Origin of the sequence: Paracoccus lichenicola (genome assembly GCF_009708075.1) — a bacterium.
GTDB classification, from domain to species: domain Bacteria; phylum Pseudomonadota; class Alphaproteobacteria; order Rhodobacterales; family Rhodobacteraceae; genus Paracoccus; species Paracoccus lichenicola.
The window spans coordinates 1-23,274 of the sequence record NZ_WMBT01000020.1 but is presented as its reverse complement, the minus strand read 5'-3'; the positions used below and the strand labels follow the sequence as shown (position 1 = coordinate 23,274).

The 23,274-nt window shown below is 64.2% G+C and carries 24 protein-coding genes; 5 read left to right on the top strand and 19 right to left on the bottom strand.

Annotated features, from left to right (window positions below; genetic code table 11):
* Positions 1 to 223: 223 nt before the first annotated feature.
* The 9 genes from GIY56_RS16750 to GIY56_RS16710 form a co-directional block, all read right to left on the bottom strand.
* Entirely contained in the window at positions 224 to 1,384 is a 1,161-nt protein-coding gene (locus tag GIY56_RS16750) for an SAVED domain-containing protein (RefSeq protein ID WP_154766013.1), read from the bottom strand.
* Positions 1,381 to 1,746: a hypothetical protein gene (locus GIY56_RS16745; protein ID WP_230312598.1), complete on the bottom strand. Its 366-nt coding sequence runs from the start codon at positions 1,744 to 1,746 to the stop codon at positions 1,381 to 1,383. Before GIY56_RS16745 ends, GIY56_RS16750 begins: the two co-directional genes overlap by 4 nt.
* Before the next feature lie 131 nt (positions 1,747 to 1,877).
* On the bottom strand, positions 1,878 to 3,083 hold the full coding sequence (locus GIY56_RS16740; protein WP_230312597.1) for a nucleotidyltransferase domain-containing protein: 1,206 nt from the start codon (positions 3,081 to 3,083) through the stop codon (positions 1,878 to 1,880).
* Positions 3,084 to 3,304: 221 nt separating this feature from the next.
* The gene (locus GIY56_RS16735) at positions 3,305 to 4,111 is read right to left on the bottom strand and encodes a metallophosphoesterase (RefSeq protein ID WP_328288582.1); all 807 of its coding nucleotides are present in this window, start codon (positions 4,109 to 4,111) and stop codon (positions 3,305 to 3,307) included.
* 110 nt (positions 4,112 to 4,221) lie between these two features.
* Complete coding sequence (locus GIY56_RS16730) at positions 4,222 to 4,695, bottom strand: DUF6634 family protein (protein ID WP_154766009.1); 474 nt, start codon at positions 4,693 to 4,695, stop codon at positions 4,222 to 4,224.
* Positions 4,696 to 4,809: 114 nt separating this feature from the next.
* The gene (locus GIY56_RS16725; RefSeq protein WP_154766008.1) at positions 4,810 to 5,955 is read right to left on the bottom strand and encodes an AAA family ATPase; all 1,146 of its coding nucleotides are present in this window, start codon (positions 5,953 to 5,955) and stop codon (positions 4,810 to 4,812) included.
* 373 nt (positions 5,956 to 6,328) lie between these two features.
* Positions 6,329 to 7,318: an IS30 family transposase gene (locus GIY56_RS16720; protein ID WP_154766007.1), complete on the bottom strand. Its 990-nt coding sequence runs from the start codon at positions 7,316 to 7,318 to the stop codon at positions 6,329 to 6,331.
* A gap of 178 nt (positions 7,319 to 7,496) precedes the next feature.
* Entirely contained in the window at positions 7,497 to 7,889 is a 393-nt protein-coding gene (locus tag GIY56_RS16715; protein WP_230312596.1) for a type II toxin-antitoxin system VapC family toxin, read from the bottom strand.
* Positions 7,889 to 8,134 carry a type II toxin-antitoxin system Phd/YefM family antitoxin gene (locus GIY56_RS16710; RefSeq protein ID WP_154766005.1) on the bottom strand — a complete coding sequence of 82 codons (246 nt, stop codon included), beginning with the start codon at positions 8,132 to 8,134 and terminating at the stop codon, positions 7,889 to 7,891. Before GIY56_RS16710 ends, GIY56_RS16715 begins: the two co-directional genes overlap by 1 nt.
* 286 nt (positions 8,135 to 8,420) lie before the next feature.
* Here GIY56_RS16710 and GIY56_RS18905 point away from each other — a divergent pair, with 286 nt between their 5' ends.
* Positions 8,421 to 8,921, top strand: coding sequence for a flavodoxin (locus GIY56_RS18905; protein WP_154766004.1), 501 nt, complete (start codon positions 8,421 to 8,423; stop codon positions 8,919 to 8,921).
* A gap of 528 nt (positions 8,922 to 9,449) precedes the next feature.
* Here GIY56_RS18905 and GIY56_RS16700 read toward each other — a convergent pair.
* The 7 genes from GIY56_RS16700 to GIY56_RS16670 all read right to left on the bottom strand — a co-directional run bounded on the left by GIY56_RS16700 (position 9,450) and on the right by GIY56_RS16670 (position 18,333).
* On the bottom strand, positions 9,450 to 10,340 hold the full coding sequence (locus GIY56_RS16700; RefSeq protein WP_154766003.1) for a LysR family transcriptional regulator: 891 nt from the start codon (positions 10,338 to 10,340) through the stop codon (positions 9,450 to 9,452).
* 93 nt (positions 10,341 to 10,433) lie between these two features.
* Positions 10,434 to 10,937 carry a hypothetical protein gene (locus GIY56_RS16695; protein WP_154766002.1) on the bottom strand — a complete coding sequence of 168 codons (504 nt, stop codon included), beginning with the start codon at positions 10,935 to 10,937 and terminating at the stop codon, positions 10,434 to 10,436.
* Between the two features lie 95 nt (positions 10,938 to 11,032).
* Positions 11,033 to 12,043, bottom strand: coding sequence for an NAD(P)H-binding protein (locus GIY56_RS16690; protein ID WP_154766001.1), 1,011 nt, complete (start codon positions 12,041 to 12,043; stop codon positions 11,033 to 11,035).
* Between the two features lie 368 nt (positions 12,044 to 12,411).
* The gene (locus tag GIY56_RS16685) at positions 12,412 to 12,606 is read right to left on the bottom strand and encodes a hypothetical protein (RefSeq protein WP_154766000.1); all 195 of its coding nucleotides are present in this window, start codon (positions 12,604 to 12,606) and stop codon (positions 12,412 to 12,414) included.
* Between the two features lie 160 nt (positions 12,607 to 12,766).
* Positions 12,767 to 16,063: an error-prone DNA polymerase gene (locus GIY56_RS16680; protein ID WP_154765999.1), complete on the bottom strand. Its 3,297-nt coding sequence runs from the start codon at positions 16,061 to 16,063 to the stop codon at positions 12,767 to 12,769.
* A 70-nt stretch (positions 16,064 to 16,133) separates the two neighbouring features.
* Positions 16,134 to 17,657: a Y-family DNA polymerase gene (locus GIY56_RS16675; RefSeq protein ID WP_154765998.1), complete on the bottom strand. Its 1,524-nt coding sequence runs from the start codon at positions 17,655 to 17,657 to the stop codon at positions 16,134 to 16,136.
* Positions 17,572 to 18,333, bottom strand: coding sequence for an ImuA family protein (locus GIY56_RS16670; RefSeq protein ID WP_154765997.1), 762 nt, complete (start codon positions 18,331 to 18,333; stop codon positions 17,572 to 17,574). Before GIY56_RS16670 ends, GIY56_RS16675 begins: the two co-directional genes overlap by 86 nt.
* Positions 18,334 to 18,804: 471 nt before the next feature.
* Here GIY56_RS16670 and GIY56_RS16665 point away from each other — a divergent pair, with 471 nt between their 5' ends.
* Complete coding sequence (locus GIY56_RS16665; RefSeq protein WP_154765996.1) at positions 18,805 to 19,290, top strand: hypothetical protein; 486 nt, start codon at positions 18,805 to 18,807, stop codon at positions 19,288 to 19,290.
* A gap of 40 nt (positions 19,291 to 19,330) precedes the next feature.
* Positions 19,331 to 19,513: a hypothetical protein gene (locus GIY56_RS18430; RefSeq protein WP_196053678.1), complete on the top strand. Its 183-nt coding sequence runs from the start codon at positions 19,331 to 19,333 to the stop codon at positions 19,511 to 19,513.
* Positions 19,514 to 19,781: 268 nt separating this feature from the next.
* On the opposite strand, the gene GIY56_RS16660 is transcribed toward GIY56_RS18430, so the two are convergent.
* Positions 19,782 to 20,015 (bottom strand): zinc finger domain-containing protein, encoded by a 234-nt coding sequence (locus GIY56_RS16660; protein ID WP_154765995.1) that lies wholly within the window; start codon positions 20,013 to 20,015, stop codon positions 19,782 to 19,784.
* A 421-nt stretch (positions 20,016 to 20,436) separates the two neighbouring features.
* Here GIY56_RS16660 and recD2 point away from each other — a divergent pair, with 421 nt between their 5' ends.
* Both recD2 and GIY56_RS18650 read left to right on the top strand, forming a co-directional pair.
* Positions 20,437 to 22,446: an SF1B family DNA helicase RecD2 gene (gene recD2, locus GIY56_RS16655; protein ID WP_230312595.1), complete on the top strand. Its 2,010-nt coding sequence runs from the start codon at positions 20,437 to 20,439 to the stop codon at positions 22,444 to 22,446.
* Positions 22,443 to 22,622 carry an ATP-binding domain-containing protein gene (locus tag GIY56_RS18650; RefSeq protein WP_230312594.1) on the top strand — a complete coding sequence of 60 codons (180 nt, stop codon included), beginning with the start codon at positions 22,443 to 22,445 and terminating at the stop codon, positions 22,620 to 22,622. Before recD2 ends, GIY56_RS18650 begins: the two co-directional genes overlap by 4 nt.
* Positions 22,623 to 22,656: 34 nt before the next feature.
* On the opposite strand, the gene GIY56_RS16650 is transcribed toward GIY56_RS18650, so the two are convergent.
* Positions 22,657 to 22,890, bottom strand: a complete 234-nt coding sequence (locus GIY56_RS16650; protein ID WP_154765994.1) for a zinc finger domain-containing protein — start codon at positions 22,888 to 22,890, stop codon at positions 22,657 to 22,659.
* A 165-nt stretch (positions 22,891 to 23,055) separates the two neighbouring features.
* The coding region (locus GIY56_RS18645) for a hypothetical protein (RefSeq protein WP_230312593.1) at positions 23,056 to 23,274 on the bottom strand (219 nt) is incomplete at its 5' end.

Below are 23,274 nucleotides of genomic sequence, written 5' to 3'. Positions count from 1 at the left end.
CAGCTCGCGGCTGAAAGTGCGCCCTACAACTCCCTGCCCAACCTGGCGAAATGGACGACAAGGACTTCAGGGGTGTCCAGATTCCGACCTGAGACACACGGCTGATCAGCATGAAGCAAGCGGCCAAGAGAGATGCCTCCTGCGGCGACATCAAGGAGATACTGGCCGGGTCACGTCTCGGCGGAAATCACCACGAGGCCAACTTAAATTCTCAAGAGTAGCACTATTCGATTCTCAGCCGACGGACGAACCCGACATCTTTCACCTGATCGTAGATCTCCATCGGGCGGTGCGCCTTGGGTTGCCACACCCGCCCGAACTCGATGCAGCATGCCGCCGGCGCCGCGGGAAACACGAGAACTTCCGCGTCCTCTCCATGCACCTCCTTGATCCGATTGAAGCCGGCACGGACCACCGCACGAAATTTGCTCAGATCCTCACGAACCATCAGCACGTCATAGCCAGGAGCTGCGCATGTGATCTCCCAGATGGACAGATCCTCGGAACCCACGGCATCATAGACGCGCTTGTCGGCAATTCGGTCGGTGATGGCCAGTTTGATCGCCACGCGTTTAGTATTCGAAGGACCCTCAACCATGAAGGGATCGAACAAGGAGGAGCCATCCCTCCAAGTCCAGGACGGGGTTGGCTCTCTGTGACGTGTGAAGACGTCAATCTCGTGCAGATCAGGCAGCAGTTGCCCGAGCTTCATCAAGAGCGGCATGGGGCCGAATCCGAATACGGAAAGATGGCGGATCTTTCCGCTGTTGAAGAAACCCTCGAAGCGCCTGTTGAAGAAGGTCTGCAGGTCGCCAGGCTCGACCGCCCAATAGAGGTCATCGGTGTCCTGATGTCCGGGTATCCCAAGCTTCAGGTCAATGGCCTCGGCGCTAGCTGGGGTCTTTCCGATCCCGAGCATTGCCGCAAAGCAGTCGTCCAAGGGGATGGCAGTTTCATTCGATCCAATCAGATTGGTGAACCGGAGGACATGGGATTGGCTGTCAGGCCTCAATCCCACGGCACGTGCGATCCATGCCTCATGGCGCTGCTTCATGCCGTGCAGCCGCTCTTCGGAATAGGCTTCCGGGTGCTCCCTGTCGATTTCGCGATGACAACCATCGCACAGCAGCATGACGTTGTCCGGGTTCTTGGCATGCGCCTCGGACCGGACCGCATCCCCGCGTGGGCCCTGCGCGCTCGATCCGATGATATGCGCGACGTAACCCTTGTTCGCACTTCGGCTGGCAGCGACCAGATGTCTCGTCAAATCTTCGTTGCAGTTCTCGAACTGGCATCGTCCGGCCGACAGGGCCCAGACCAGATTGAGCGCCTTGCGATTGACATCCCCATGGCGTCCCTTTTTCGATCTGACAGCACCGTTCATGCGATCTTCGACTCCTCCGCCGATGCATGTTTGATCGCCCTCATCTCACCCACTGAAATTGGTCCCGGCGCGTTCGGTCCCCGCCAGATCCCGTCGAGATGCCAGCATTCGTAATGATGAAGCCATTCGGAGGCCCATGGCACAGTCGTGTCCGCGATCAGCATCGTGGCATCCCACTCGCTGCCTTTCGGATCAAACAGGCACAGCGCCGAGTTTTCCGGGGCCTCGGAATTGAAGAGGAGATGCGGGATGTCAGCGAAGGACGCACCCGCGCGCGGCCGGAGCTTGGGCGCCTGAACAAACACGTAGGGAACGCTCCCAGGATTGCGCCATTCCCATTGAACGGCAACGTCATAGCTCATCTGGAGTCCGCGTAGCGGTCCCAACCAGGCGAGATAACGATCATCACTGGACACGCGTGGGCGAAGGTCGGGCCAGCGCCCCTGCATGCGATCCAACTGGGCATATGCGGACCGTGGCTTGAACCTCTTGATCATGGACGCAGAAAGCCCGTGTGGAAATGATGCGCCGGCGCCTTGGACACCTGGGCGGCAGCGGAGGTGGAGGGCAAAAGCAATGCCGGCGTGGTGACATAGCCCTTGCCACGCTCGTAAGCCGAGGCAGTTGCCGCCTCAGGGATCGTGTCGAGATAGCCGCGCACCGCCTTTTCAGTGACCCGCTCCCCAAAGAGAACGTCGAATATCTTCTGGATCTCGGTGAGTTCCGATTGCCGGGCGCGAGCGAGTTCCGCCATGAGATGGCGCAGGTCGGCTTGGAAGACCTTCATGTCCTGGTTCGTCTTGGGCCAACGGTCGTTGAAGTTTTCGGACGGGAAAGCCGGGTTGCGCTCCTCTGGCCACTGGCCCGTCGCCAAGGCAAGGGACATCCGGTGATCAAGTTCGGCGGCATAACTTTCTAATTGGGCGCAAAGACCAAACGAACTCAGCGGAACCTCAACGGCCACCTTCGACAGATAGATCGACACGGGGCGCTTCAGATCCCGCTTCGCATAACGAAGGTTCAGATACCGCTTCATCAGCTTGAGCGCGATGACCTGCGGTGCGTCCCGGAGCGGATTGGTCGGAGGAGGCAGCCTGTCGATCTCCGCATCTGCCATGATGGTGCCCCTGACGATGCGATCGGGGACTGCCATGCGGGAGCGCATCTGGCGCAATTGATCCGCGAACTGCGGATGCGGCATGGTCACATGCTGCCGAAACCATTGTGCAAATCCGTAAGGGTTCACGCTGAAACGCGCATCGGATTTGTCATCGGGACTATGGTAGATATTGCCGGCCCGCTCTTGGCGAGGCTCCCTGAACGGGTCCATGGGCGTGATATCCAGATGCATGAACGCGAATTGCAGTTGAATGCATCGTGTGCAGCGCACAATGTTTCGGACATCTGGAAAACCCTGAAAGGCGTCGCAAAGCTCGTCAAGCACACGCCGGGGGGTCCATCCGAAAGGCGTGGCAAACTCCAGGATGGCGTCCAGATCGAACCGGTCGTCGGAAGCGCCATCAACGATGGTCGCGCCGATCGCGCGAGATCCTTGCGCGTAAACCAAAGCTTGATCCATGTAGGGGCGGAGCCTGCTGGTGGGTCTTTGAAGATGCTCTGCGATAAGATGATAGCGCCGTTCAGCGACCTGCAGGTCGCGGGCACTGAGTTCCATCTCAAGTGCGGTTCCGATCAGCAAGGCATCAAGAGCAGGGGAGGTTGCATCAAGAGGCAAGGCAGAAAACTCCTAAGAGGTTTGTGCCTTCACACCGCCTCCCCTCGGTTGCCCGGCATCTACTCTGTATAGTATAATTTCATAATAATGCAACTATATATGCCAATGCGTTGCTTGTTCGTTCTTGAACGCTAGAAAGCCAGCCTTGAGGTGGAGATCGTTTCCGAGGGGTCATTTCCCGAAGCTCAGTTATGTGCGGAAGGGAACAATCCCCGCAGCAGCCCTTCTGCCTCCATGCCATCGATCACCTCGTCTGGATAACCCAAGGATACATTGATCACGGGCACTCCTTGGACCTTGGCCGAGAGCCGCCGATGCGTGTGCCCGAAATACCAGGCGTCGGGTCGGTTCGCCTTGATCCACGCGTCCAGGTCCGACGCGAATGCCGGGGAAAGGCCGTTAATCGACCCAGCGACCGCACGGCTCGGGGCATGATGCGTGACCACGATCCGCTGGCCGTCCCACGGCTCCGCCATTGCCCGTGTGAGCCACGCAAGGTGGTCACGATGGACGGCAACCGTGTCCTCAGGCCGGATCTTTCCATCGACCGGATTGGCCGTGCGCCGGATGCGGGCGTAGTCGGGCATCGTCATCCAAGCGCGATACATGGCCGCGTTGTAGTCGCTCGTGAGGTTGAGATCGCTCCAAAGCGTGCAGCACAGGAATCTGAAGCGTCCGATGTCGATCGCCCGCTTCTGCACGTAGCGCGCACCGGCATCGGCCGCGATCCTGGCAAGGACATCATCGCCCGCAAGATGATGGGTCCAGTAATCATGATTTCCCGGAAACACATGAACCCGCGCCGGATCGATGAGCCGCCCGATCCGGGCAAGCGCACGAGGCCAGTAGTAGACTGGATTGTTGGCGAGGTCCCCGGCAATGATCAGCGCGTCCAGGCCGCTCAGGACCGGCGCGATGTTTGCCAATGGATCGCGTCCCTCCCGGAACCAGGCATCCAGATGAAGATCGGCGGTGATGAGAATCGTTGTCACAAGGGGAACCGGTAACTGTGGCTTGGATGCTTGGCGCGAGGGATGCGGAGATGCTTGCCAGGCATGGGCCGCACATGATCCGGGAAAGGGCAAGAGAGCGTGCGACCTGCTTACCGGTGCTCCCGTTTTTCGCCATCACAGGCGCGCACGCGGGCAGCGTAGTCTGCGAGCAGCCGGTCCAGCACGGTGGGATCATCGACCGGGATGTAGCCGCCAAAATCGAAAGTCGCGATCCGCATTCCTGAGCCAGAAAGGCCCGCGTCCCGTGCCAGAGCGCCTTCGAAAGCTGTAAAGGGTTCAGCTAGGCGATACCAGCGGCTCAGCGTTCGCGCCCAGCCGTCTTGCCGGTTCAACGCAATGAGGCGCGATGTGACGATCGGGCCAGGGGCGAAACGCGGGTGGCCGCTGACATGGCCCCACAGAACCAGCGCTAGGTCGAGCGTGGCGAGAGGACGCCACAGGTCGAGCGCGGGAGCGGCTGCAAGATCCTCCGGGTCAGGGCCAGTCTCTGCGGCGGCGATCGCCGTCATAGCAAGAGTCAGATGGTGCCGCTGTTCGGCAGTTAAGGCGGGTAGGGTGATCATGGAGTGTTCCGTGATGAAGGGATGTTGCAGGAATGAAAGGGCCAAGCCGCCCTTGTCGTGCGGCGGGAGAGACGACGTGATTTGCCGGTGGAGGTCGCAGACTGTCGTGCTGGCTCAGTGCAGCAGGGGTCGGTTGTCCAGATCGGCCGCGCGCTCCAGCATGCGGATAACAGTGCGCACATTGAGGGGGTGGTTGCGCAAGGACGGATGCTCGAGGACTGCCACCAGTGCGGAAACGGCTGCATCCGACAACTCGCGCCGGCCGCCTTCGCGTTGCACGAAAGCCACGAGTTCCGGCACCGTCGGATTGCGCAACCGGATCGGCGGGCAGCGGCTGAGCAGCGGCTCGGGCAGCAGCTCCGCCTTGTTGGCGGTCAGGACCCACATGATCCAGCTCATGTCGAAGGGCTGCTCGTAGAAGGGACAGGTCCAGCGGGTAGCGGTAGCAGGCTCCAAGAGTGGCAGAAGGCTCGCGCAGAGATCGAAAGCATGTCCCTTTGTGGAGCGCGCGGAGCCGGCCTTTTCCACTTCGTCGATCACCACCACGGGATTGCCGACCCGGTTCCTCAACATGTCCTCGATAACCTGGCCTGGCTGGGAACCACCCCAGGCCCGTTGGGAGCCGACAATGCCGAACGAAGCGTTCTCGTTTGACGCCTCAATGACGGTGGCCGGTGTGCCCAGCAAGCCCGCAAGGCGTCGTGCCCAGACCGACTTGCCGATGCCCGGCGGGCCGTCAAGCAAAAGGGGCCGCATCCGCACGCCCGGCAGGCCCTCCCGCGCCGAGCGGCGCAGGGCGTGCCACAAGGCCTCGGTCGCCGGAGCGAGCCAGGGAAAGTCTGCGTGCAACTCGGCAGCCAACTCATCGGCCCGGTGCTCGTTTGGGACCGACGCCAGACGGACGCCGTCACGCAGGGCTTCCAGCCGCTCGCGCTCTTCGGCTTTTAGCCGGGCGAAGGGGTTTGCGGCCTTGCGCGCCTCGCGCAGGCGCCGAACGCGGCGGCGGATCTTGAACCAGTCGTTCTGACCAAAAGCGACTGGGGTCTCGGGATCAGCGCGCCATCTGTTGTGCTCGCAGGTGTCGATCGCGCCGGCAGGGTCGCAGTGCACCTCCTCCGCGCCCGTCACACCGTGGGCCGAGCGAAGCTTGCCCAGATGGCTGACGAGCCGCCGCTCAAGAACGGCCGCCGAGACGTCAGGCGGAGGAAAAGCATTGAGGAGAAGCGGAATACGGGCAGAGGAGGGCGGGCGATCGGTCATGTCGTTCTCGCAGGCATAAGGGCATCGAGCGAGAAAGCGGCGCTTTCTCGTTGAGGATGGTCGAGGTCAGGGATCAACCGGCTCAGGACTCGAACACGATTGGATAGGCCAGACGTTGCCGATCTGGCGTGGTTCGGTCAATCGGCGATCGGGAGCCTGGCCCCATGCGAGTGCATCGAAAACAGCTTTGTGGATATGCCAAATAGGTATCTGTAAAATAACGACATTTCGAATACGCCCAAAGACGACGGACAGGAATTGCGTGGAGAATGGTCAAAAAACCATGGGGAATGGACAATATTTGGTAGGTCCCACAGCGCGTCCCCTATGCGGGCTCCATTCTGAATGCACCAGTCCTGCGCGGCAGGGTTCGTCATGGTGCCTCCAATCGGATCAGCTCATCTCGAAACGCTTCGGTAGGTGTCCGGAAGCCCAGGCACTTCCGGGGCGTGGCGTTCAGGCGCTGACACATCATCCTCATCGAACAAGGCGTCAGCTGCAACACGGCAGTGTCCCGGGGCAGGTAACGGCGGAGTCGCCTGTTCATGTTCTCCACCGAGTCCTTTTGCCAAGGCGCCTGCGGGTCGCAGAACCAGGCCGTCGTGCCCATGCCGCTCTCCAGCTCGCGCCAAGCCATGAACTCCAGGCCGCGGTCAAAGGTGATCGAGCGCCGCGCCTCGGCGGGCAGGGGCGACATCTCGTGGATCAGGCGGTTCATGAGGGGTCGGGATTTCCGATCGTTGTTGCGCAGCAGAACCGTATAGCGGGTCTTGCGTTCGACCAGCGTCGCCACATTGGCGTCGCCCTGAATGCGCTCGAAAATCATCAAGTCGCCTTCCCAATTCCCGAACTGGCTGCGATCGTTGATCTCAGGCGGCCGGTTGTGGATGCTAGTTTCCACAGGAAAAACCCGGTTGCGAGGTGTGCGAGCATAGCGCGGCTTCCGCTTTCGGCGCCGCTCGGGCAGGAGGCGCGCCAGCTGTGCCGTCTGACCTTCGGCAGAGTAGACATACTGGTAGATCGTCTCGTGGCAGAGCCGATGCGGGGTATCAGGTTCAATCCTGAGACGGCCCGCAATCTGTTCGGGAGACCAGCCTTCGTGCAGGCAGCGGATCACCTCGGCGCGCAAATCCGGAAGGCGCTCGAGCTTGCGCCGGCGTGACCGCCTGCGGTCGGCCTGGGACTGAGCCGTCACGTGCGGGACATCCTTGTCATGCCACCAGTTGCGTTTGACTTCGCGGGTGATGGTCGAGCGACTGCGGCCGAGCATCGCCGCAATCTTCGTCTTCGGCACCTTGGCCTGCAACATACGCGCTATCACGCGGCGTTCGTCCAGCGTCAGGTTGGTGAAAGGGCGCCGCATCACATCCTCCTGAAGTGTTTCAGGAAACTATCGGGTGATGCATTCCAGAATGGAATGTGCCCTAACTGTGAACGAAAATGCAATAGGATTTATTATGGAACATTAGAGATACTGCAGAATGTTCCCGCTTCGGCTGCGAACGGTGCCCCTCTGCGAAACGCTCTTGTCCTGATGCCTTTCAGTTTGCGACAGGAACGGCTTCTGCTTTGGCAGCAGCCAGCAACGCGTCGTCGAGACTTGCCAGCGTGGCTCCTTGACGCAAGGCCAACTCCAAATAAAGCGCGTCGTAGATGGTCAGCCGATGTCTGCGTGCCAAATCAAGGACAACGGCTCCGGCAGGTTCAATATCCAGCACAATGCCAAGGGCCTCCACAGCATCGATGATCTGTTCGGCAGTTCCTGGCGGAATGCGGCCTCGACGCTCATTAACGATTAGAATGTTTCGCAATTCCGCCCACAATAGCCAGGGGGCGACGATATCTGCATGCAGGGCCGCCAGTTCCGGAAGGTTGATACCGCGCTCGTCAGGCATCACCCAACCCACCAAAGCAGACGCATCAAGAACAAGCATCAGCGCCGGCCCTCGTCACGTGCCGAAAGGATGTCCTCGGATGACAGGGAAACACCTTGCCGGATCAGGCGGCACCGCAGGGCCGTCAAGCGCCGCAAGGCTTCGGGCCTGGTCGGACCGGCAACCGGCACCAGGCGGGCTACGGGAGTGCCGCGTCTGGTGATGGTGACCGTCTCGCCCTGCTCGGCTGCTGCCAACAGTTCTGAGAGATGGGTCTTTGCCTCGAATGCACCGATCTCGCGCATATCCGCCTCCTAACAACCAGTTCCAGGCTAGTTGTTTTGCTTGATAATTGCAATATAGCATAACCAAGTAGGTTGCTGACAATCAGGTCATATGGTGGAGCGGCGACGCCAATCAGTTTCATCAAGCCGCAAGGACCATCGATATCCGGGAACAGCGCCTGCCGGATGCCATTCTGGCCTATTCAGGCATCGAGGCCTCACCGAAGGGCTGACCCGCCGTATGATGGTCCCATTTTTGCGATCAGGGCCATCATGAGCAGTTGATACCTCGGGAGAGGAGATCGCCATGGCAGATGAACGAACCATCACTCGCGCGACAGCTTCTGGGCGGCGCTCCTGCCACTGGACGCAGCCGGTGTCGCCGTCTCAACCGCCACCGTCGAAGCGCAAGGCCGTGGTCGCGGCATTGTCGTTTTCCTGTCGAGGTCGGGCAACACGCGGGTGCTGGGAGGCGCTCTGTCCAGACGTTTCGGGGCCAAAACAGTCGAACTATGCCCGTGCGATCCTTGGCCCGATGACTACGAGGAGATGGTCACATGGGCCACGCGGATGCGAACAGGGAGGCGCCCTGCCGCTCGCGGAAACCATACCGGGCCTTGGGGGCTATGAGACGGTGTTCCTGGGCTTTCCGGTCTTGGGCGTGGACCTGCCAACTGTCATGGCCAGCTTCCTGCAGCGCAACGATCTGGCAGGCAAGACCGTGGTCCCCTTTGTTACCCGTGGCGACTATGGCACGGGTGACGCCCTGGCGTGCAACCTTGCGCCAGCCGCCCAGTTCCTTGACTAGTTCGTCCTGCGTTGTGACCAAGAGCGCGATACGTTGCGCAGTCTGGACGAATGGCTGGGCAGAGGTGCGGTTCCCTTTTGACCGACCGACGAATCGCTGCGGCGGCGCTACGGTTCTGCGGCTGGATCATGAAGCCTCAGGACGCCGATGGACCAAACTTCTCGATGAACCACGGTTCCGTGTAAAAAATGCCCCGCCCCAAGAGAAGGAGGTGAGGCATACTCGTTGATTACTGCCCGGTGTTTTATTGGACGATCAACAACGGATACGGTGTATGGATGTTCCGGGACGATTGGCCTTTCAACGCTTTGTTACAAGATCCCCTGCGCGCGTTTGGACACACAGAGGATCTTGTATTGCGTTATGCGCCTGCCTCAATGACACCTCCAGTGATGTCATTTAGAGACTAATACAAGTAGAAGTTGCATTACAAAGTTTTGCACCAGCAGATTTGTCACGTTAACGGCCTGTCACGCAGGCAGATGACGCTTCTCCGTCGATGCCGGGCCAGTCATGGCATCATCTCGTTCACTCACGACCGTATCCCGCCACCTCCCTGGCCAGATGATCGAAACAGGCGCGCACCCGGGGCACGGCCAGAAGGTCGCGATGGGCCACAAGCCACAAGGGCAGGCGCGCCAGCACCAGATCCGGCAGAACGGGCCGCAGATCCGGGTCCGCCAAGCCCACCGGGCGCTGCACCACCGCGATGCCCAGGCCTGCGCGGGCAGCGGCAAGCTGGCCGGGATGGCTGTCGGTGCGCAGCACGAAGCGGGCGAGGGCCGGGGCGGGCAGCGCCGCCTCGGCCAGTCGGCGGTCGGAGGCGGAGCGGTCCGGGCCAATCAGGTCGTGGGCCGCAAGGTCGGCAAGCTCCCCCGGCACCCCGCGCGCCGCCAGATAGTCGCGGTGCGCGAAAAGCCCGAGCGCCACCTCCCCCAGCTTGCGCCCCACCAGGGCCTCGCCGCCGGGCCGGTAGGTGCGCAGGGCCAGGTCCGCTTCCTGCCGGGTCAGGTCGGTCGGGGCGTTGGAGGCCGCCACCTCCAGCGCCAGGCCGGGATGGCGCAGCCGCAGCCGCGCCAGCATGGGGGGAAGCACCTCCTGGCCCATGAACTCGGACACGGCGATGCGCACGGTGCCGGATACCGCGCCCTCGGACGAGGAGGCCGCGCGCACGAAGGCCTCCGAGGCATGGGCCATGGCCCGGGCATGGACATGCAGGGCGCGCGCGGCCTTTGTCGGCAGGAGGCCCTGCGAGGAGCGGGTGAACAGCACGGTGCCCAGCTTGCGCTCCAGCGCCTCGATGCGGGCGCGCACGGTCGGCTGGGCCTGGCCCAGGGCCCGCGCGGCGGCCGACAGGCTGCCATGCTCGAACACCAGAAGAAAGGCGTGCTGGTCATCCCAGGAAACAGGCTCGCTCATCGGTGCCATGCTAGCGGCTTGGCAGGCAGGGGCAATCGGCTTCACGCGAAACCCGCGTCGGTCCTGTCTCCTGGATGATGCGCCCGGTGGCGATCACGCGGGCACTCCCCTTGCCCTGCTCCCCTGCAGGTCGGACAGGGCCGCCACCGTCACCATCGGCACGATCAGAAGCGACAAGGCCAGGGTGATGGCCACCTTGGTCCCGCTGGCCTCGAAGCGCGTCAGCAGGCCGTCCCCGGCCAGGGGCAGAAGGAACCACAAGGGCAGCGCCAGAAGGAGGCCGGTCAGGCCGGCCGCCACCGCGGCGCGCGCCGCCAAACCCCGGGGAAGGCGACGGAACACCGGATGGGGCCGCGATCCGTCTGCCGCCACCCGGCCGGAGGCCAGCTTGCGCCGCGCCATGCCCGTGCCGATCAGGACGGACAGGCTGGCGATCACCACGGGGGTAAGCGCGAGATCCAGGGCAATCCCGCCTTTGCCCGCCAGCGGCACGGGGTCGAACTTGCGCCACAGCCACCCCGTATAAGCGGCATTGATCGCGGCGTTCATCGTGGCGATGAGGATCGCTTCGCGGAGAAGGTAGGTTCTGAACGGCATGGGCATGAAGGTGCCTTTCATCTTGCGCGCCGCGCGGGCGCATTCAGGGGGAAGGGCGCTCGGGTTTCGTCCGCGCGCCGGGTTGATCAGGAATGTCAGGCCGCAAGCCGCCGCATTGCCGTGCCCGCCCCGGGCAGGCAGCCCATGCCTTGGAGCGTGGCGCGCAGCGCCTCCGCAAGGAGGGTGCGCGGCTCGGCGTCCAGAAGCGCGACCAGGCGGCTGTTGTCGAGCTTCACAGGATGGCGCCAGAAGGGGAGGATGTCCACGGCCTCGCGCGGGAAGCCCCCCAAAGGCGCCGCGATCTGCATGAGCCACCAGGGAAAGGCGCGCTCGAGCAGGCGCGGGCGGCCCACGGCCGCGGCAATGGCCTCGGGCATCCTGTGTCCGTCGGGATCCCACATGCCCTCGAACTGAACGCGCTCGAAGGTCCGCAGCAGGTCCGGGGCGCTCAAAAGGCGCGCGAAGGTTTCCGCAAGGTCGGGCAGGTAGGCCCAGGAATGGCCCACGCCCCGGTTCAGGACCGTCAGGCGCTTCACCGGCTTGCCGGGCGCCACCATGGCCTGGGCGAACCAGCTTGCGCGCACATGGGGGCCGAAGAAGTCGCCCGCCCGCAGGATCAGCGCGGGGGCCTCGCCTGCTCGCGCTGCCCGTTCAAGCCGCGCCTCCAACTCCTTGCGGATGGCGCCCTTGCGCGAGCGGGGCTCTTGCGGGCTATTCTCATGCAGCACGGGCGTGGCTGCGGGATCGAAGTTGTAGATGGTTCCGGGCAGCACGATCCGGGCGCCCCCTGCCTGGCGGGCGGCGGCGATGGTGTTGTCGATCATCGGCAGCACCAGCTTGTTCCAGTCGCGATAGCCCGGCGGGTTCACCCCATGCACGATGACGTCGGTGCCATGGGCGGCATGGACCACGTCGTCCTGCACCATCGCGTCTCCCTTGACCCATTCGATCCCGTTTGCCAGGTTCCGCGCCGCGGCTGCTGCCTTGCCCGGGTCGCGGGCCATGCCGCGCACCGCCCAGCCATGCGCCAGAAGCGCCCGGGCCACCGCGCCGCCTACCCCGCCCGTGGCGCCCAGCACCAGCGCCGTCCTCTTGCTCTCGTCCATGTCGGCCTCCTTGATGGATGACCCCAAGATGGCCCCATCGCGGCTCGAAGACGATTGACCAAGGCTGACCAGCCGCTTGTCGGAAATCTGTGAGCTGTTGGAGCCAGGGCCGGTGCGCGTCCCTCAGGATGGCGGAGAGGCACCTTGGCATCGTTGCTCATGATGGGTTGGTCAACCCATTGGCAGGTGCAGGTCAGCCTGGTTCCATCAAGCAGCGTGGATGTTGTCCCGTTCTCGTCGGTTCGGCAGGGCAGCCCTTACCCGGCAACGCAGAGGTTCAGCACCCAGGTTTGTGTCCTGTAGAATGCTTGGATAATCAGGTTCAGTCAGATACATGTGATTGATATCCGCGCGCGCTTGTATGAGCTTCAGCTGAGCAGCCACTCCAAGACCAGAGCGAAATGCTCGGATTTTATCCACATCATCACGACAATCCCGAGGATGCCAACGCCGATGCCAAATGCGGCCGTGAAGCGGGTAAGCATGTGAAACACACCGCCGATGACGCCCAGCAGGATCAAGAGGAGATACAGACCGAGCGAGAGTGTCGGAACAAGACCCATGGTTCCTCCCACGATGGTTGCTGAAGAGCAGTTGGCCTCATCATCTTATCAGGCTTTTCAGCAAAGCCTATCGCATGTCAGCGCGTTTTTGCGCTCCTTGCAGTGTTCATTGAACGTCTTGGCATCCGCATGCGATCACGTGTTCCCGGACGGTAATTGGCTATCGGAAATCCCGCCCTTTCACCTTGATTGCGTCGAGGTGCAGGTCTCGAATGAAGATCTCCTTCGCGCGCGTTGCAACGGGCGCTGCCTTTCGCAGATTACCCGCCGACGCCCCATGCCGTGCCTCATCCCCGCGTCCCTGCTGGAGCGGAAAGGCCACCCCTTGCTGCCCCACAGTTGCCAATTCCCGGGACAGATCCTCAATCCGGTGGACGACAAAATGCACCACCGCGCCTTCCCGCTGGATGCGGCCCTGCACGCCGATCATGCCGGCTCCGAGCACGATCCGCCGATGTGCCTCGAATGTCTTCGGCCACACCACGAGGTTTGCCACACCTGTCTCGTCCTCCAGCGTGATGAACATGACGCCCTTGGCCGATCCGGGCCGCTGGCGCACCAGCACCAGCCCGGCGGTTGCGCACCAGGTGCGGTCGCGGGCCGCCATGGCTTCCGCACAGGTCAGCATCCGCCTCTGCCGCAGCGTCTCGCGCAGGAACGAGACCGGATGCCGGCGCAGGCTGAGGCCGGTATGGCCGTAATCCTCCACAACCTCGCGCCCGGCTGTCATCGGTCTCAGCGCAATGGCGGGCTCCTGCGCTTCTGCCCCTGTTTCGTCCGCCTGCTGCTCTGATGCCTCCCGTGCCGCGGCAAAGAGCGGCAGCTCCTCGGCTCCGAGGCCCTTGATGGCCCAGAGCGCCTCGCGGCGGCTGAGCCCGAGGAAGGGCCTGAACCCATCGGCTTCGGCAATGCGGGTCAGACTGGCGATCGGCACGCGGACCCGGCGCCAGAGGTCCTCGACCGAGGCAAAGGGCTGATCGGCCCGCGCCGCGACGATGGCGGCGGCATGGCTGTTGGCCAGCCCCTTGACCATCCTGAGCCCGAGGCGCACGGCAAAGCGGCTGCCCTCATCGCCCGGCCGACCAGTTGGCTCCAGGGTGCAGTCCCAGCGGGAGGCGTTGATGCAGACCGGCCGGATCTCGACGCCGTGTGCCTCAGCGTCCCGCACGATCTGCGCGGGGGCATAGAAGCCCATCGGCTGGCTGTTCAGCAGCGCCGCGCAGAAGGCATCGGGATGCCAGCACTTCAGCCAGGCCGAGGCATAGGCCACGAGGGCAAAGGAGGCCGCATGGCTCTCGGGAAAGCCGTAGGAGCCGAAGCCCTCCAGCTGGCGAAAGGTGCGCTCGGCGAAGTCGGCCTCGTAGCCGCGCGCGACCATGCCGCTAACAAGCTTCTCCTTGAACGCGCTGACGCCGCCGGTGAACTTGAAGGTGGCCATGGACTTCCGGAGCATGTCGGCCTCGCCTGGGGTGAAGCCCGCGCATTCGATCGCCACCCGCATGGCCTGCTCTTGGAAGAGGGGCACGCCAAGGGTCTTGCCCAGCACCTTTTCCAGTTCAGGCCTCGGATACGCGACCGGCTCCTTGCCTTCGCGGCGGCGCAGATAGGGATGGACCATGTCGCCCTGGATGGGGCCGGGCCGGACAATGGCCACCTGCACCACCAGGTCGTAGTAGGTGCGCGGCTTCAGGCGCGGCAGCATGGCCATCTGCGCCCGGCTCTCGATCTGGAAGGTGCCGAGCGTGTCGGCCTTACGGATCATCGCATAGGTGCGCGGGTCCTCGGGCGGGATAGTGGCGAGGTCATGGGTGATGCCCTTGTGCTCTTCCAACAAGGCCAGTCCCTTGGCCATGCAGGTGAGCATGCCCAAGGCCAAGATGTCGACCTTCATGAAGCGGAGCGCGTCGATGTCGTCCTTGTCCCACTCGATGATCTGCCGGTCCTCCATGGCGGCAGGCTCGATCGGCACCAGGTTGTCCAGGCGGTCCTGGGTCAGCACGAACCCGCCCGGATGCTGAGACAGGTGCCGCGGCGCGCCCATGAGCTGCCGGGCCAGATCCAGCGTCAGCCGCAGGCGGCGGTCGGACGGGTCGAGGTTCAGCTCGCGGATCTGCGCGTCGCTGACGCCCTCCTCGGACCAGGCCCAAATCTGGCCGGAAAGCTGGGCGATCAGGTCCTCGGGCAGACCCATGGCTTTCCCCACGTCGCGCAACGCCCCCTTGGCGCGATAGCGGATCACCGTGGCGCAGAGCGCGGCCCGGTCGCGGCCGTAGGTCCGATAGAGCCACTGGATCACCTCCTCGCGGCGCTCGTGCTCGAAGTCCACGTCGATGTCGGGCGGTTCGCGGCGTTCCTCGGAGACGAAGCGCTCGAAGAGGAGATCACCGCGGCTCGGGTCGATGGCGGTGATGCCCAGAACATAGCAGACGGCCGAGTTCGCGGCCGAGCCCCGGCCTTGGCAGAGGATGTCGCGGGATCGGGCGAAGCGGACGATGCTGTGGACCGTGAGGAAGTAGGGGGCATAGCCGAGCTTGCCGATCAGGCGAAGTTCGTGGGAGAGCGAAGCCCTGACCTCCTCGGGCACCCCCTCGGGATAGCGCCCCGCCGCCCCCTCCCAGGTCAGCTGCTCCAAGGTCTCTTGCGGGGTGAGGGTCGGATCGTCCCGTTCCTCGGGATACTGGTAACGGAGTTCATCCAAGCAAAACGGGCAGCGGTCCATGATCTCTACCGTCCGCGCCAGAGCCTCGGGATAGCGGGCGAACAGCCGGTGCATCTCGGCCGGGGGCTTGAGGTAGCGATCGGCATGGCGCTCGCGGCGGAAGCCCAAGGCCTCGACGGTGGTGGTGTGGCGGATGGCGGTGACGACGTCTTGGAGGATGCGCCGTGACGGCTCGTGGTAGAGCACGTCGTTGGTGACGACTGTCGGCACCCGCAACTGCGCGGCCATCATGGACAGCTCATGCAGACGCAACTGGTCGTTCGGGCGGCGACGCAGGGTCAGGGCCAGATAGGCACGGTCGCCGAACACGTCGCGCAGCCGACGCAGGCGCAGCGCGCCCGTGTCATCCGCCAGATCCGGCACCAGCACCGCAATGAGGCCCTCGGCATGCTCCACGACATCGGACCAGTCGAGATGGCACCGGCCCTTGCCGGCGCGGGACTTTCCCAGGGTCAGCAACCGGCAGAGCCGGGCATAGCCCGCGCGGTTCATGGGATAGACCAGCAGCGCCATGCCGCAGGCCAGATCCAAGCGGCAGCCCACCACCAGCCGCATGCTCGTGGCTTTGGCCGCCTCCCAGGCACGAACGATGCCCGCCAAGGAGTTGCGGTCGGTCACGGCCAGGGCCTCGATCCCCATCAGCGCAGCGGTGGCGAACAGTTCCTCGGCCGAGGAGGCCCCCCTGAGAAAGCTGAACTGGCTCGTCACCTGAAGCTCGGCATAACGCGGTCCGGTCATGGTCGGGCCTCCGTCAGAAGACCGCGCTCCCCGTAGAACGGCTTTGAATCATGAGGGGTGTCCATGCCTGTCACCCGAAGATGCCGTGCAGGAACCAGCGGTGGCTGCCGGTCTCGGCATGCTCGCCATCACCCGCCCGGAACACCCAGAACCGCTCGCCCGCGTCATCCTCGACGCGGAAATAGTCCCGGACCGCAATCATCTCGGCATCGCGCTTCCACCATTCCCCGAAGACCCGCTCCGGCCCATCCGCGCGGGCGACCTTGCGGCGGATGCCGCGCCAGGCGATCCAGACCGGCGGGTGGTCAGGCAGGAGCGCCACCGTCTCGATCGGTTCGGGGCGGGGCAGCAGGCGCGCGGGCCGGGGCCAGTGATCGGGCCAGCCGCTTCCCACCGGCTCGGACAAGGGGGCGACGCGGGTGACGGACCGCTCCGGCACGTCGCTGGCGACGGGGGCCAGGCGGTAAACGCCCCGCGCGCCGACGCGGTTGACCAGCACATCGACAAGAGCGGAAAGATCGGGGGCGGGCTCCTCCAGCAGGGAACTGGCGACCTGCCGCGCCTCCAGCGGCTCGGTCACCACTGCCGTCAGCGACAGGATCTCGATGCCGAAGCCGGGCGAGATCGTCTCGATCTTCTCGCAAAGGAGCCGAGTCAGCCGCTTGGGATCGCGTTGTGGTCTGGCGAGACCCACGCGCACCGTCTGCACATGGGCATCGACGCGCCAGCAGAGCAGGTCCAGCCGCCGCGCGCCGAGGCCGCGTTCTTCCAAGGCCGCGCAGAGCTGCACCACCAGCTTGCCGATATGGCGCGCGATGGTCTCGGCAGCCGCGATCGGTTCGGCAAAGCTGCGGTGCACCTCGACAAGCTCGGACGGGCGCAAGGGTTCGATCGGCTCGGCAGCATGGCCAAGCGCCTGGTCCAGCCTGTGGCACAGCTCCGGTCCGAAGCGCCGGGTCAGCGGCGCGCGCGGTTGCTGAAGCAGATCGCCAATGCAGGCAAAGCCGAGGGTGTGCAGCGAGGCCAGCGTGGTAGAGGGAATGCGCAGGGCGGAAAGGGGCAAAGGAGCGAGCACGGTCTCTGCAGTGTCCGGCTCCGCCAGACAAACCGGCTCCGCCACATGCCGGGCCAGGGCATGGGCAGCGCCCCAGCTGTCGGCAATGGCGGCGCGCCCTGTCACCCCCGACATCACCAGCCGCCCGATCAGCGTCTCCAGCATCGCGGCCTCGCCGCCATGCAGATGATCGGTGCCGGTCGAGTCGATCACCAGACCATCCGGCGGATCGACCGCGACGATGGGCGAGACGCGTTGCAGCACCCACAAGGCCAGCCGCTCCAGCGAGGCGGCATCCGCATGGGGATCATGGGGCAGCACCTGCAACCCTGGGACCAGCGCCTGCGCCTTGCTCACCGGCATGCCGGCGGACAGGCCCAGCTCCTGCGCCAGCGTGCAGGCGGCCGTCACCACCTGTCGGTTGCCGATACGGCCCGCCAGCACCAGCGGCGCCTCAGGCGAGGGCGCGGCCTCGCCCGCCTGCCTGCGCAGCCGGTCGATCGGCCAGAGCGGCAGGTAGACCGAGATGACCCGTGCCATCGCACGCCTCCAGTTCCAGATCGAAGCTTTCGCCGGCCCGCGCCCGGATCAGCTCGACGAGCCAGCGGGCGCGGCCGACACCGGGGACGGGCAAGGGCGCGGAAGGCAGGACCGACACCCGCCAGCGGGTCATCGCCGCCGTGGGCTGGCCGAAGTCATGGGCGTCCTGCTGGCGCCGCCAGCGGCGCAGCGCGATGCCGGTGGTTCCCGATCCCTTGGCCGCCAGGTGCAGCCGCCGCGAGGCCGTCATCGACAGCCGCGCCACTTCGGCGATCACCACCGCCAGCCCCCCATGGCGCAATCCCTCCTCCATGCAGGCCAGCACCGACACGTCGTCGCCCGCCTCGACATGGATCACCCGGTCCGGTCCGAGGCCCGCCTGTTCCAGGCCGGGCGCGAACAGATCGGCCTCGGTCACGCACCACAGCACCGGACCGGGCAGCCGCGCGGCGATGCCGGCCGCAAAGCAGGAAGCGGCCGCCCCATCCACGGCACCGTTGCCGCCGCCCGCCACCTCGTGCAGGCAGCCGAGCGCCAACCCGCCACCAGGCAAGCGACGGTCCAGCTCGGGCAGGCCGAAAGGCAGCACCTCACGCGCCGGCCTGCCATCGCCTTCCATTCGCGCGATCTGCTTGCGCAGGGCGGCGCTGGCAGGGTTGGAGGACCGGGCAGACATGACAGGAAGCAACTCCGAAGGATTGAAGACGAACAGATACGTTCCTGTTTTGTTCTTGACTGCTGGTCCTGTCAATCCGATGACTTGCAATCCCCTGGGGATATCTCGCCGATTCTCGTGCCTTGCGAACCGATGCCGCCCGAACGACCACCTGCGACCGGTGCAACGTAGACGCCAACCGAAGGCGATCCCGACAAAGGATCCGGATGATAGGGGCAGCGTCGGCATTCGCCGCGATCAGGAAATGCCTCGAGATCGCGGACAGGATTGTCGGTCCAAGCCTGATTCCCTAGGGCGGGATGCCTTTTACAGGCAGTCAGGCTAACGCGGATTTTGCATCCGCCGAGGCTTTGATTCCGCGCCAGGGAAGGGTGGCAGGCTGAAACAGCCCGTGAAGCCAGGAGGTCTTTCGCTGGTGCGAGCGGGATCGGGGATGTAGCAAGACAAACGTCACTGTAGTCGAGGACGACCTTGAAGACGCCTGCTAATGCCGTCGATGTCGATGAAGCCGCTCGGGCGATCGTTGCTCACGCACGCGCCTCCATCACCGGCGAGGAACCCCCGGTCATCGGCGATTTCAAACTTGTCCTCGCGGCCGTCGCCAGACGCGCCAATGCCCGTGTGTCTCTTCAGCGAGCGCTGCGAAGCGGCGATGACGACATGCGGGAGATGCTGAAGGGTCTGATTCATCATGCCGTCGCGTCTCTGGAATTCGAGAGCAGGGACGCAGCGCGCCAGGGGGAACGTATCGTTCAACCGATCCAGACGGCGGCGATCGCGGGCACCTTCGGCGTGGCGATTGCCGGACTGGCGGGAACGATCGGTCCGCTTGTAGCCTTCATCGCCGCGGGCATCACGATCTCCGCGGCCATCGACGCGTCCTACACCCGGTCCTACATGGCTCGCGTGGAGAGCCGCAAAAAGAGGGACGCGGACCTGATCAAGGCCCTTCTGTGAGGGGTGTGGGGATGCTATATAAAAAGCATCAGGAGGATCGATGATAGAACCGGGACTCGTCTTCTCGTTGATCGTGGCGATTGCGGCAGGAGCCGGCGCGATCGTCGTTCGCCGCGCTGCCCGGTCGGTTGGAAAGCGCCAGGATTCGCGCGATCCCGATGCCGTGCTTCGGCATTTCGTGGCCACCGCTCCCCGGAAATATCTGCCGAAGTCGGAGCACTGAACGCGGTCCCTTCGGCCGCGGCACGCGGAAACAGGATTTTTCTGGCCTGGTTGTCCAGAGCAGGGATTTCCCCATGGCATTTTCCTTGCCAGACCCTGATCCGATCCACGACATCCCGGTTCATCGCTGTAAAAGACCCTTAGGTCTGCCGGTCAACGGTTCGATCTGATCTTGATACCGGACGATGTGACTACACTGGCGGCATCGGCACGGGCAGGGAAGCCGCCGAGGGCGGCATGGCAACGACGACGGTATTGGCGGTTGTTTTTCAATCGCGGGCGCAGCCGCGCGGATCGACCAGCCAACCGGAGGCAGCGTGGACCATCGCCGCCCCATAGCCGTGCTGTTCGATGAACTGCCGGTCGGCCTCGGCCTGGCGCGCGTCATGGAGATCGCCTGCCGTTCGACCATTTCGGGTCCGGCACCAGTGTCCGCAGTCCTCGCCGCAGATCGGGCAGGACACCGCCAGGGCGGGATGACGGTGTGCGGTAAAGTCAGGCATGGTGCATTCCTCCTCCGGGGATATGGGAAACATCGGAGCTCGACTTCGGGAACGATTTACGGAGGGCAGTTCTTAGTCCTGACCTCCCCTTGGTGTTCAGAAACAACGATCGCTGTCTGATCATCCTGCGAGATCATGGCCACATCTCAGAGCGCGGCGCGGGCTGGCCATGTATCAGACACACGGGCGGACAGCCAGCTGCGGGGTGACCGGTTCACCTGCTGGCCGACAGCCATCCGTCGCACTTTGGTTTGAGCTCCCCCTCGCATATATCGTCGGACAGGACGAGAAATTCGGCAGGATTCGATTGCGCCGCCCCGGCAATGCCTGCGTCGAGGTCAGCCTGCGGGGCGAAGCGTGTCACGTCTGGTTGAGCATCACACGAGTATTCGTGGTCTGAGGCCGGTAGATGGGGAGCGAGATGACGCCAGAGGCCACCCATCCCACCGAGGTTCTCGCGGGCCTAGTCGAGCGCGTCACCTTCCACAGTCCTGAGAGTGGCTTCTGCGTCCTGCGGGTCAAGGCACGCGGGCACCGTGATCTCATCACCGTGGTCGGTCATGCCGCGATGATCTCGGCGGGCGAATGGATCACGGCCTCGGGCCTCTGGCTCAACGACCGCACCCATGGCCTGCAGTTCAAGGCGCAGTTCCTGAAGACCTCCGCGCCCTCCTCGATCGAAGGGATCGAAAAGTATCTCGGCTCCGGCATGATCCGCGGGATCGGACCTGTTTATGCACGGCGGCTGGTGAAAGCCTTCGGCACGGACGTCTTGGACATCATCGAGGCCGAGCCCGAACGCCTGCGCGAGGTCGGTGGCATCGGCCCGGTTCGTGCGGCCAAGATCATCGCCGGCTGGGCCGACCAGAAGGTCATCCGCGAGATCATGGTGTTTTTGCACCAGCATGGCGTGGGCACCGCACGGGCGGTGCGGATCTTCAAGACCTACGGCACCGACGCCGTGCAGGTGATGAGCGAGAACCCCTACCGCCTGGCCCGCGACATCCGCGGCATCGGCTTTCGCACTGCGGATCTCCTCGCCGGCAAGCTCGGCATCGAGAAGACCGCCAGCATCCGGGTTCGTGCCGGCGTGTCCTTCGCCTTGAGCGAAGCCATGGGGGATGGTCACTGTGGGCTGCCGCGGGCCGAACTGACGGGGCTTGCCGAAAAGCTCCTCGAGGTGCCGCCCGCTCTGATCGTAAGCGCCATCGGCGAGGAGCTTGCCGAGGGCTCTGTCACCGCGGACCGGGTGGGCGAGGCGGACTGCATCTTCCTGACCGGGCTCTACCAGGCCGAGCGTGCCATTGCCGGGCACCTGGAGCGGCTGCGCAGAGGCCCCCTGCCCTGGCCCGCCATCGATGCCGATCGCGCCTTGCCCTGGATCGAGACCAGGACCGGGCTCAGCCTGGCGCCGAGCCAGGCCGAGGCGATACGCCTGGCCCTCAGGTCCAAGGTCACGGTGATCACCGGTGGACCCGGGGTAGGCAAGACCACGATCGTGAACGCCATCCTGCGCATCCTGGCGGCCAAGGGTGTGAAGCTCCTGCTCGCGGCCCCGACGGGTCGCGCCGCCAAGCGCATGACCGAGACCACCGGGCTGGAGGCCAGGACCATCCACCGGCTGCTGGAGTTCGACCCCAAGGCCTTTGCCTTCAAGCGCAACGAGGACAGCCCACTCGATTGCGACCTTCTGGTCATCGACGAAACCTCCATGGTCGACGTGCCGCTCATGCAGTCGCTGATGAAGGCCCTGCCCCCGTCAGCCGCGCTCCTGATGGTGGGCGACATCGACCAGCTGCCCTCGGTGGGTCCGGGCCAGGTGCTGGCAGACATCATCGGCTCGGCGGCCGTGCCGGTGGTGCGGCTGACCGAGGTCTTCCGCCAGGCCGCGCAAAGCAAGATCATCACCACCGCGCATGCCATCAATGCCGGACGCCTGCCCGACCTCGCGCCGCCTGAGGGCGAGGCGGATTTCTACTTCGTGCCTGCCCGCGATCCGGAAGAGGCTGTGGCGCGCATCGTGGAACTGGTCAGCCGACGCATCCCCCGCCGCTTCGGGCTGGATCCGATCAAGGACATTCAGGTCCTGTGTCCCATGAACCGGGGCGGTGTCGGCGCCCGCTCGCTCAACATCGAGCTGCAAAAGGCGCTGAACCCGGCCGGCGAGAACAAGGTCGAGCGGTTCGGCTGGACCTTCGCGCCGGGCGACAAGGTCATGCAGGTCGAGAACGACTACGACAAGGACGTCTATAACGGCGATATCGGCACCATCGAGGACGTGGATGCGGATGAAGGCGAAGTGGCGGTCCGCTTTGACGATCGCACCGTCACCTTTGCCTTTGGCGAGCTCGACACCCTGGTGCCGGCCTATGCCGCCACCATCCACAAAAGCCAGGGATCGGAATACCTGCGGTGGTCATTCCGGTCATGACCCAGCACTACACCATGCTGCAGCGCAACCTCCTCTACACCGGCGTGACCCGCGGCCGGAAGCTCGTGGTGCTCGTAGGCCAGAAGAAGGCAGTCGCCATGGCCGTAAAGAACGTCTCGGGACGCCGCCGCTGGTCGAAGCTCGATGAATGGCTGGCTGCGGCCGGTCCCTTGTGACCGGCCGCGGCTATTGCAGCCAAGGCCCGGATCGTCAGTCCCGGGCGCAGCCCTGAGGGTCGATCAGCCACCCGGACGCGGCAGGAATGATGGCTGCCCCGTAGCCATGCTGGTCGATGAACTGCCGGTCCGCCTCGGCCTGACGCGCCTTGTGCAGATCGCGCGACGGCTGGCCGTTGGCGCCGCAGCACCATTCATCAGGCGCCTTGCCGCAGGTAGGGCAGCCGACCGCCAGGGCCGGATGGTCATGGGCGGTGAAGTCGGGCATGGACGTATCTTCCCTGTGTCATGGGGACGGTGTGCTGCCACAGTCTGGAGCCGGTTGCTGAAAGCTTGCGGCAAAGCCTAATGCCTCGACCTGAGGCCACAGTTGAAGACCAGCCCCGGTTGGTGTCGGGGCCACAGTCCATGGAAGGGCTATGGACTGTTTCGGTTACCATAGACAGGAGTCTGCCCCCAAAAACCATTGCACATCCAATGAGAAATCTGAATCGGTCCCGCGAAACGGATTCAGCTCCTTGATATGTCGAGGACGCAGCGTGGACGCCAGCCAAGCCCATGGCATGCTGAGCGCCGCCGCGCCGTAACCACCCGGTTTGCACCGCAGCCATTTTGCATTGACAGGCGTTGATGATGTCGTGTCTCGCACCAC

What these genes read in the sequence shown, in the direction of transcription:
- GIY56_RS16715 (WP_230312596.1), bottom strand. Translation starts at nt 7,889, where the DNA reads ATGCTTGTTCTTGATGCGTCTGCTTTGGTGGGTTGGGTGATGCCTGAC.
- GIY56_RS16675 (WP_154765998.1), bottom strand. Translation starts at nt 17,657, where the DNA reads ATGGCACGGGTCATCTCGGTCTACCTGCCGCTCTGGCCGATCGACCGG.
- GIY56_RS16745 (WP_230312598.1), bottom strand. Translation starts at nt 1,746, where the DNA reads ATGAGCTATGACGTTGCCGTTCAATGGGAATGGCGCAATCCTGGGAGC.
- GIY56_RS16700 (WP_154766003.1), bottom strand. Translation starts at nt 10,340, where the DNA reads ATGAGCGAGCCTGTTTCCTGGGATGACCAGCACGCCTTTCTTCTGGTG.
- GIY56_RS16725 (WP_154766008.1), bottom strand. Translation starts at nt 5,955, where the DNA reads ATGACCGATCGCCCGCCCTCCTCTGCCCGTATTCCGCTTCTCCTCAAT.
- GIY56_RS16695 (WP_154766002.1), bottom strand. Translation starts at nt 10,937, where the DNA reads ATGCCGTTCAGAACCTACCTTCTCCGCGAAGCGATCCTCATCGCCACG.
- GIY56_RS16720 (WP_154766007.1), bottom strand. Translation starts at nt 7,318, where the DNA reads ATGCGGCGCCCTTTCACCAACCTGACGCTGGACGAACGCCGCGTGATA.
- GIY56_RS16680 (WP_154765999.1), bottom strand. Translation starts at nt 16,063, where the DNA reads ATGACCGGACCGCGTTATGCCGAGCTTCAGGTGACGAGCCAGTTCAGC.
- GIY56_RS16685 (WP_154766000.1), bottom strand. Translation starts at nt 12,606, where the DNA reads ATGGGTCTTGTTCCGACACTCTCGCTCGGTCTGTATCTCCTCTTGATC.
- GIY56_RS18430 (WP_196053678.1), top strand. Translation starts at nt 19,331, where the DNA reads ATGATAGAACCGGGACTCGTCTTCTCGTTGATCGTGGCGATTGCGGCA.
- recD2 (WP_230312595.1), top strand. Translation starts at nt 20,437, where the DNA reads ATGACGCCAGAGGCCACCCATCCCACCGAGGTTCTCGCGGGCCTAGTC.
- GIY56_RS16690 (WP_154766001.1), bottom strand. Translation starts at nt 12,043, where the DNA reads ATGGACGAGAGCAAGAGGACGGCGCTGGTGCTGGGCGCCACGGGCGGG.
- GIY56_RS18905 (WP_154766004.1), top strand. Translation starts at nt 8,421, where the DNA reads ATGGCAGATGAACGAACCATCACTCGCGCGACAGCTTCTGGGCGGCGC.
- GIY56_RS18650 (WP_230312594.1), top strand. Translation starts at nt 22,443, where the DNA reads ATGACCCAGCACTACACCATGCTGCAGCGCAACCTCCTCTACACCGGC.
- GIY56_RS16660 (WP_154765995.1), bottom strand. Translation starts at nt 20,015, where the DNA reads ATGCCTGACTTTACCGCACACCGTCATCCCGCCCTGGCGGTGTCCTGC.
- GIY56_RS16650 (WP_154765994.1), bottom strand. Translation starts at nt 22,890, where the DNA reads ATGCCCGACTTCACCGCCCATGACCATCCGGCCCTGGCGGTCGGCTGC.
- GIY56_RS16730 (WP_154766009.1), bottom strand. Translation starts at nt 4,695, where the DNA reads ATGATCACCCTACCCGCCTTAACTGCCGAACAGCGGCACCATCTGACT.
- GIY56_RS16710 (WP_154766005.1), bottom strand. Translation starts at nt 8,134, where the DNA reads ATGCGCGAGATCGGTGCATTCGAGGCAAAGACCCATCTCTCAGAACTG.
- GIY56_RS16670 (WP_154765997.1), bottom strand. Translation starts at nt 18,333, where the DNA reads ATGTCTGCCCGGTCCTCCAACCCTGCCAGCGCCGCCCTGCGCAAGCAG.
- GIY56_RS16750 (WP_154766013.1), bottom strand. Translation starts at nt 1,384, where the DNA reads ATGAACGGTGCTGTCAGATCGAAAAAGGGACGCCATGGGGATGTCAAT.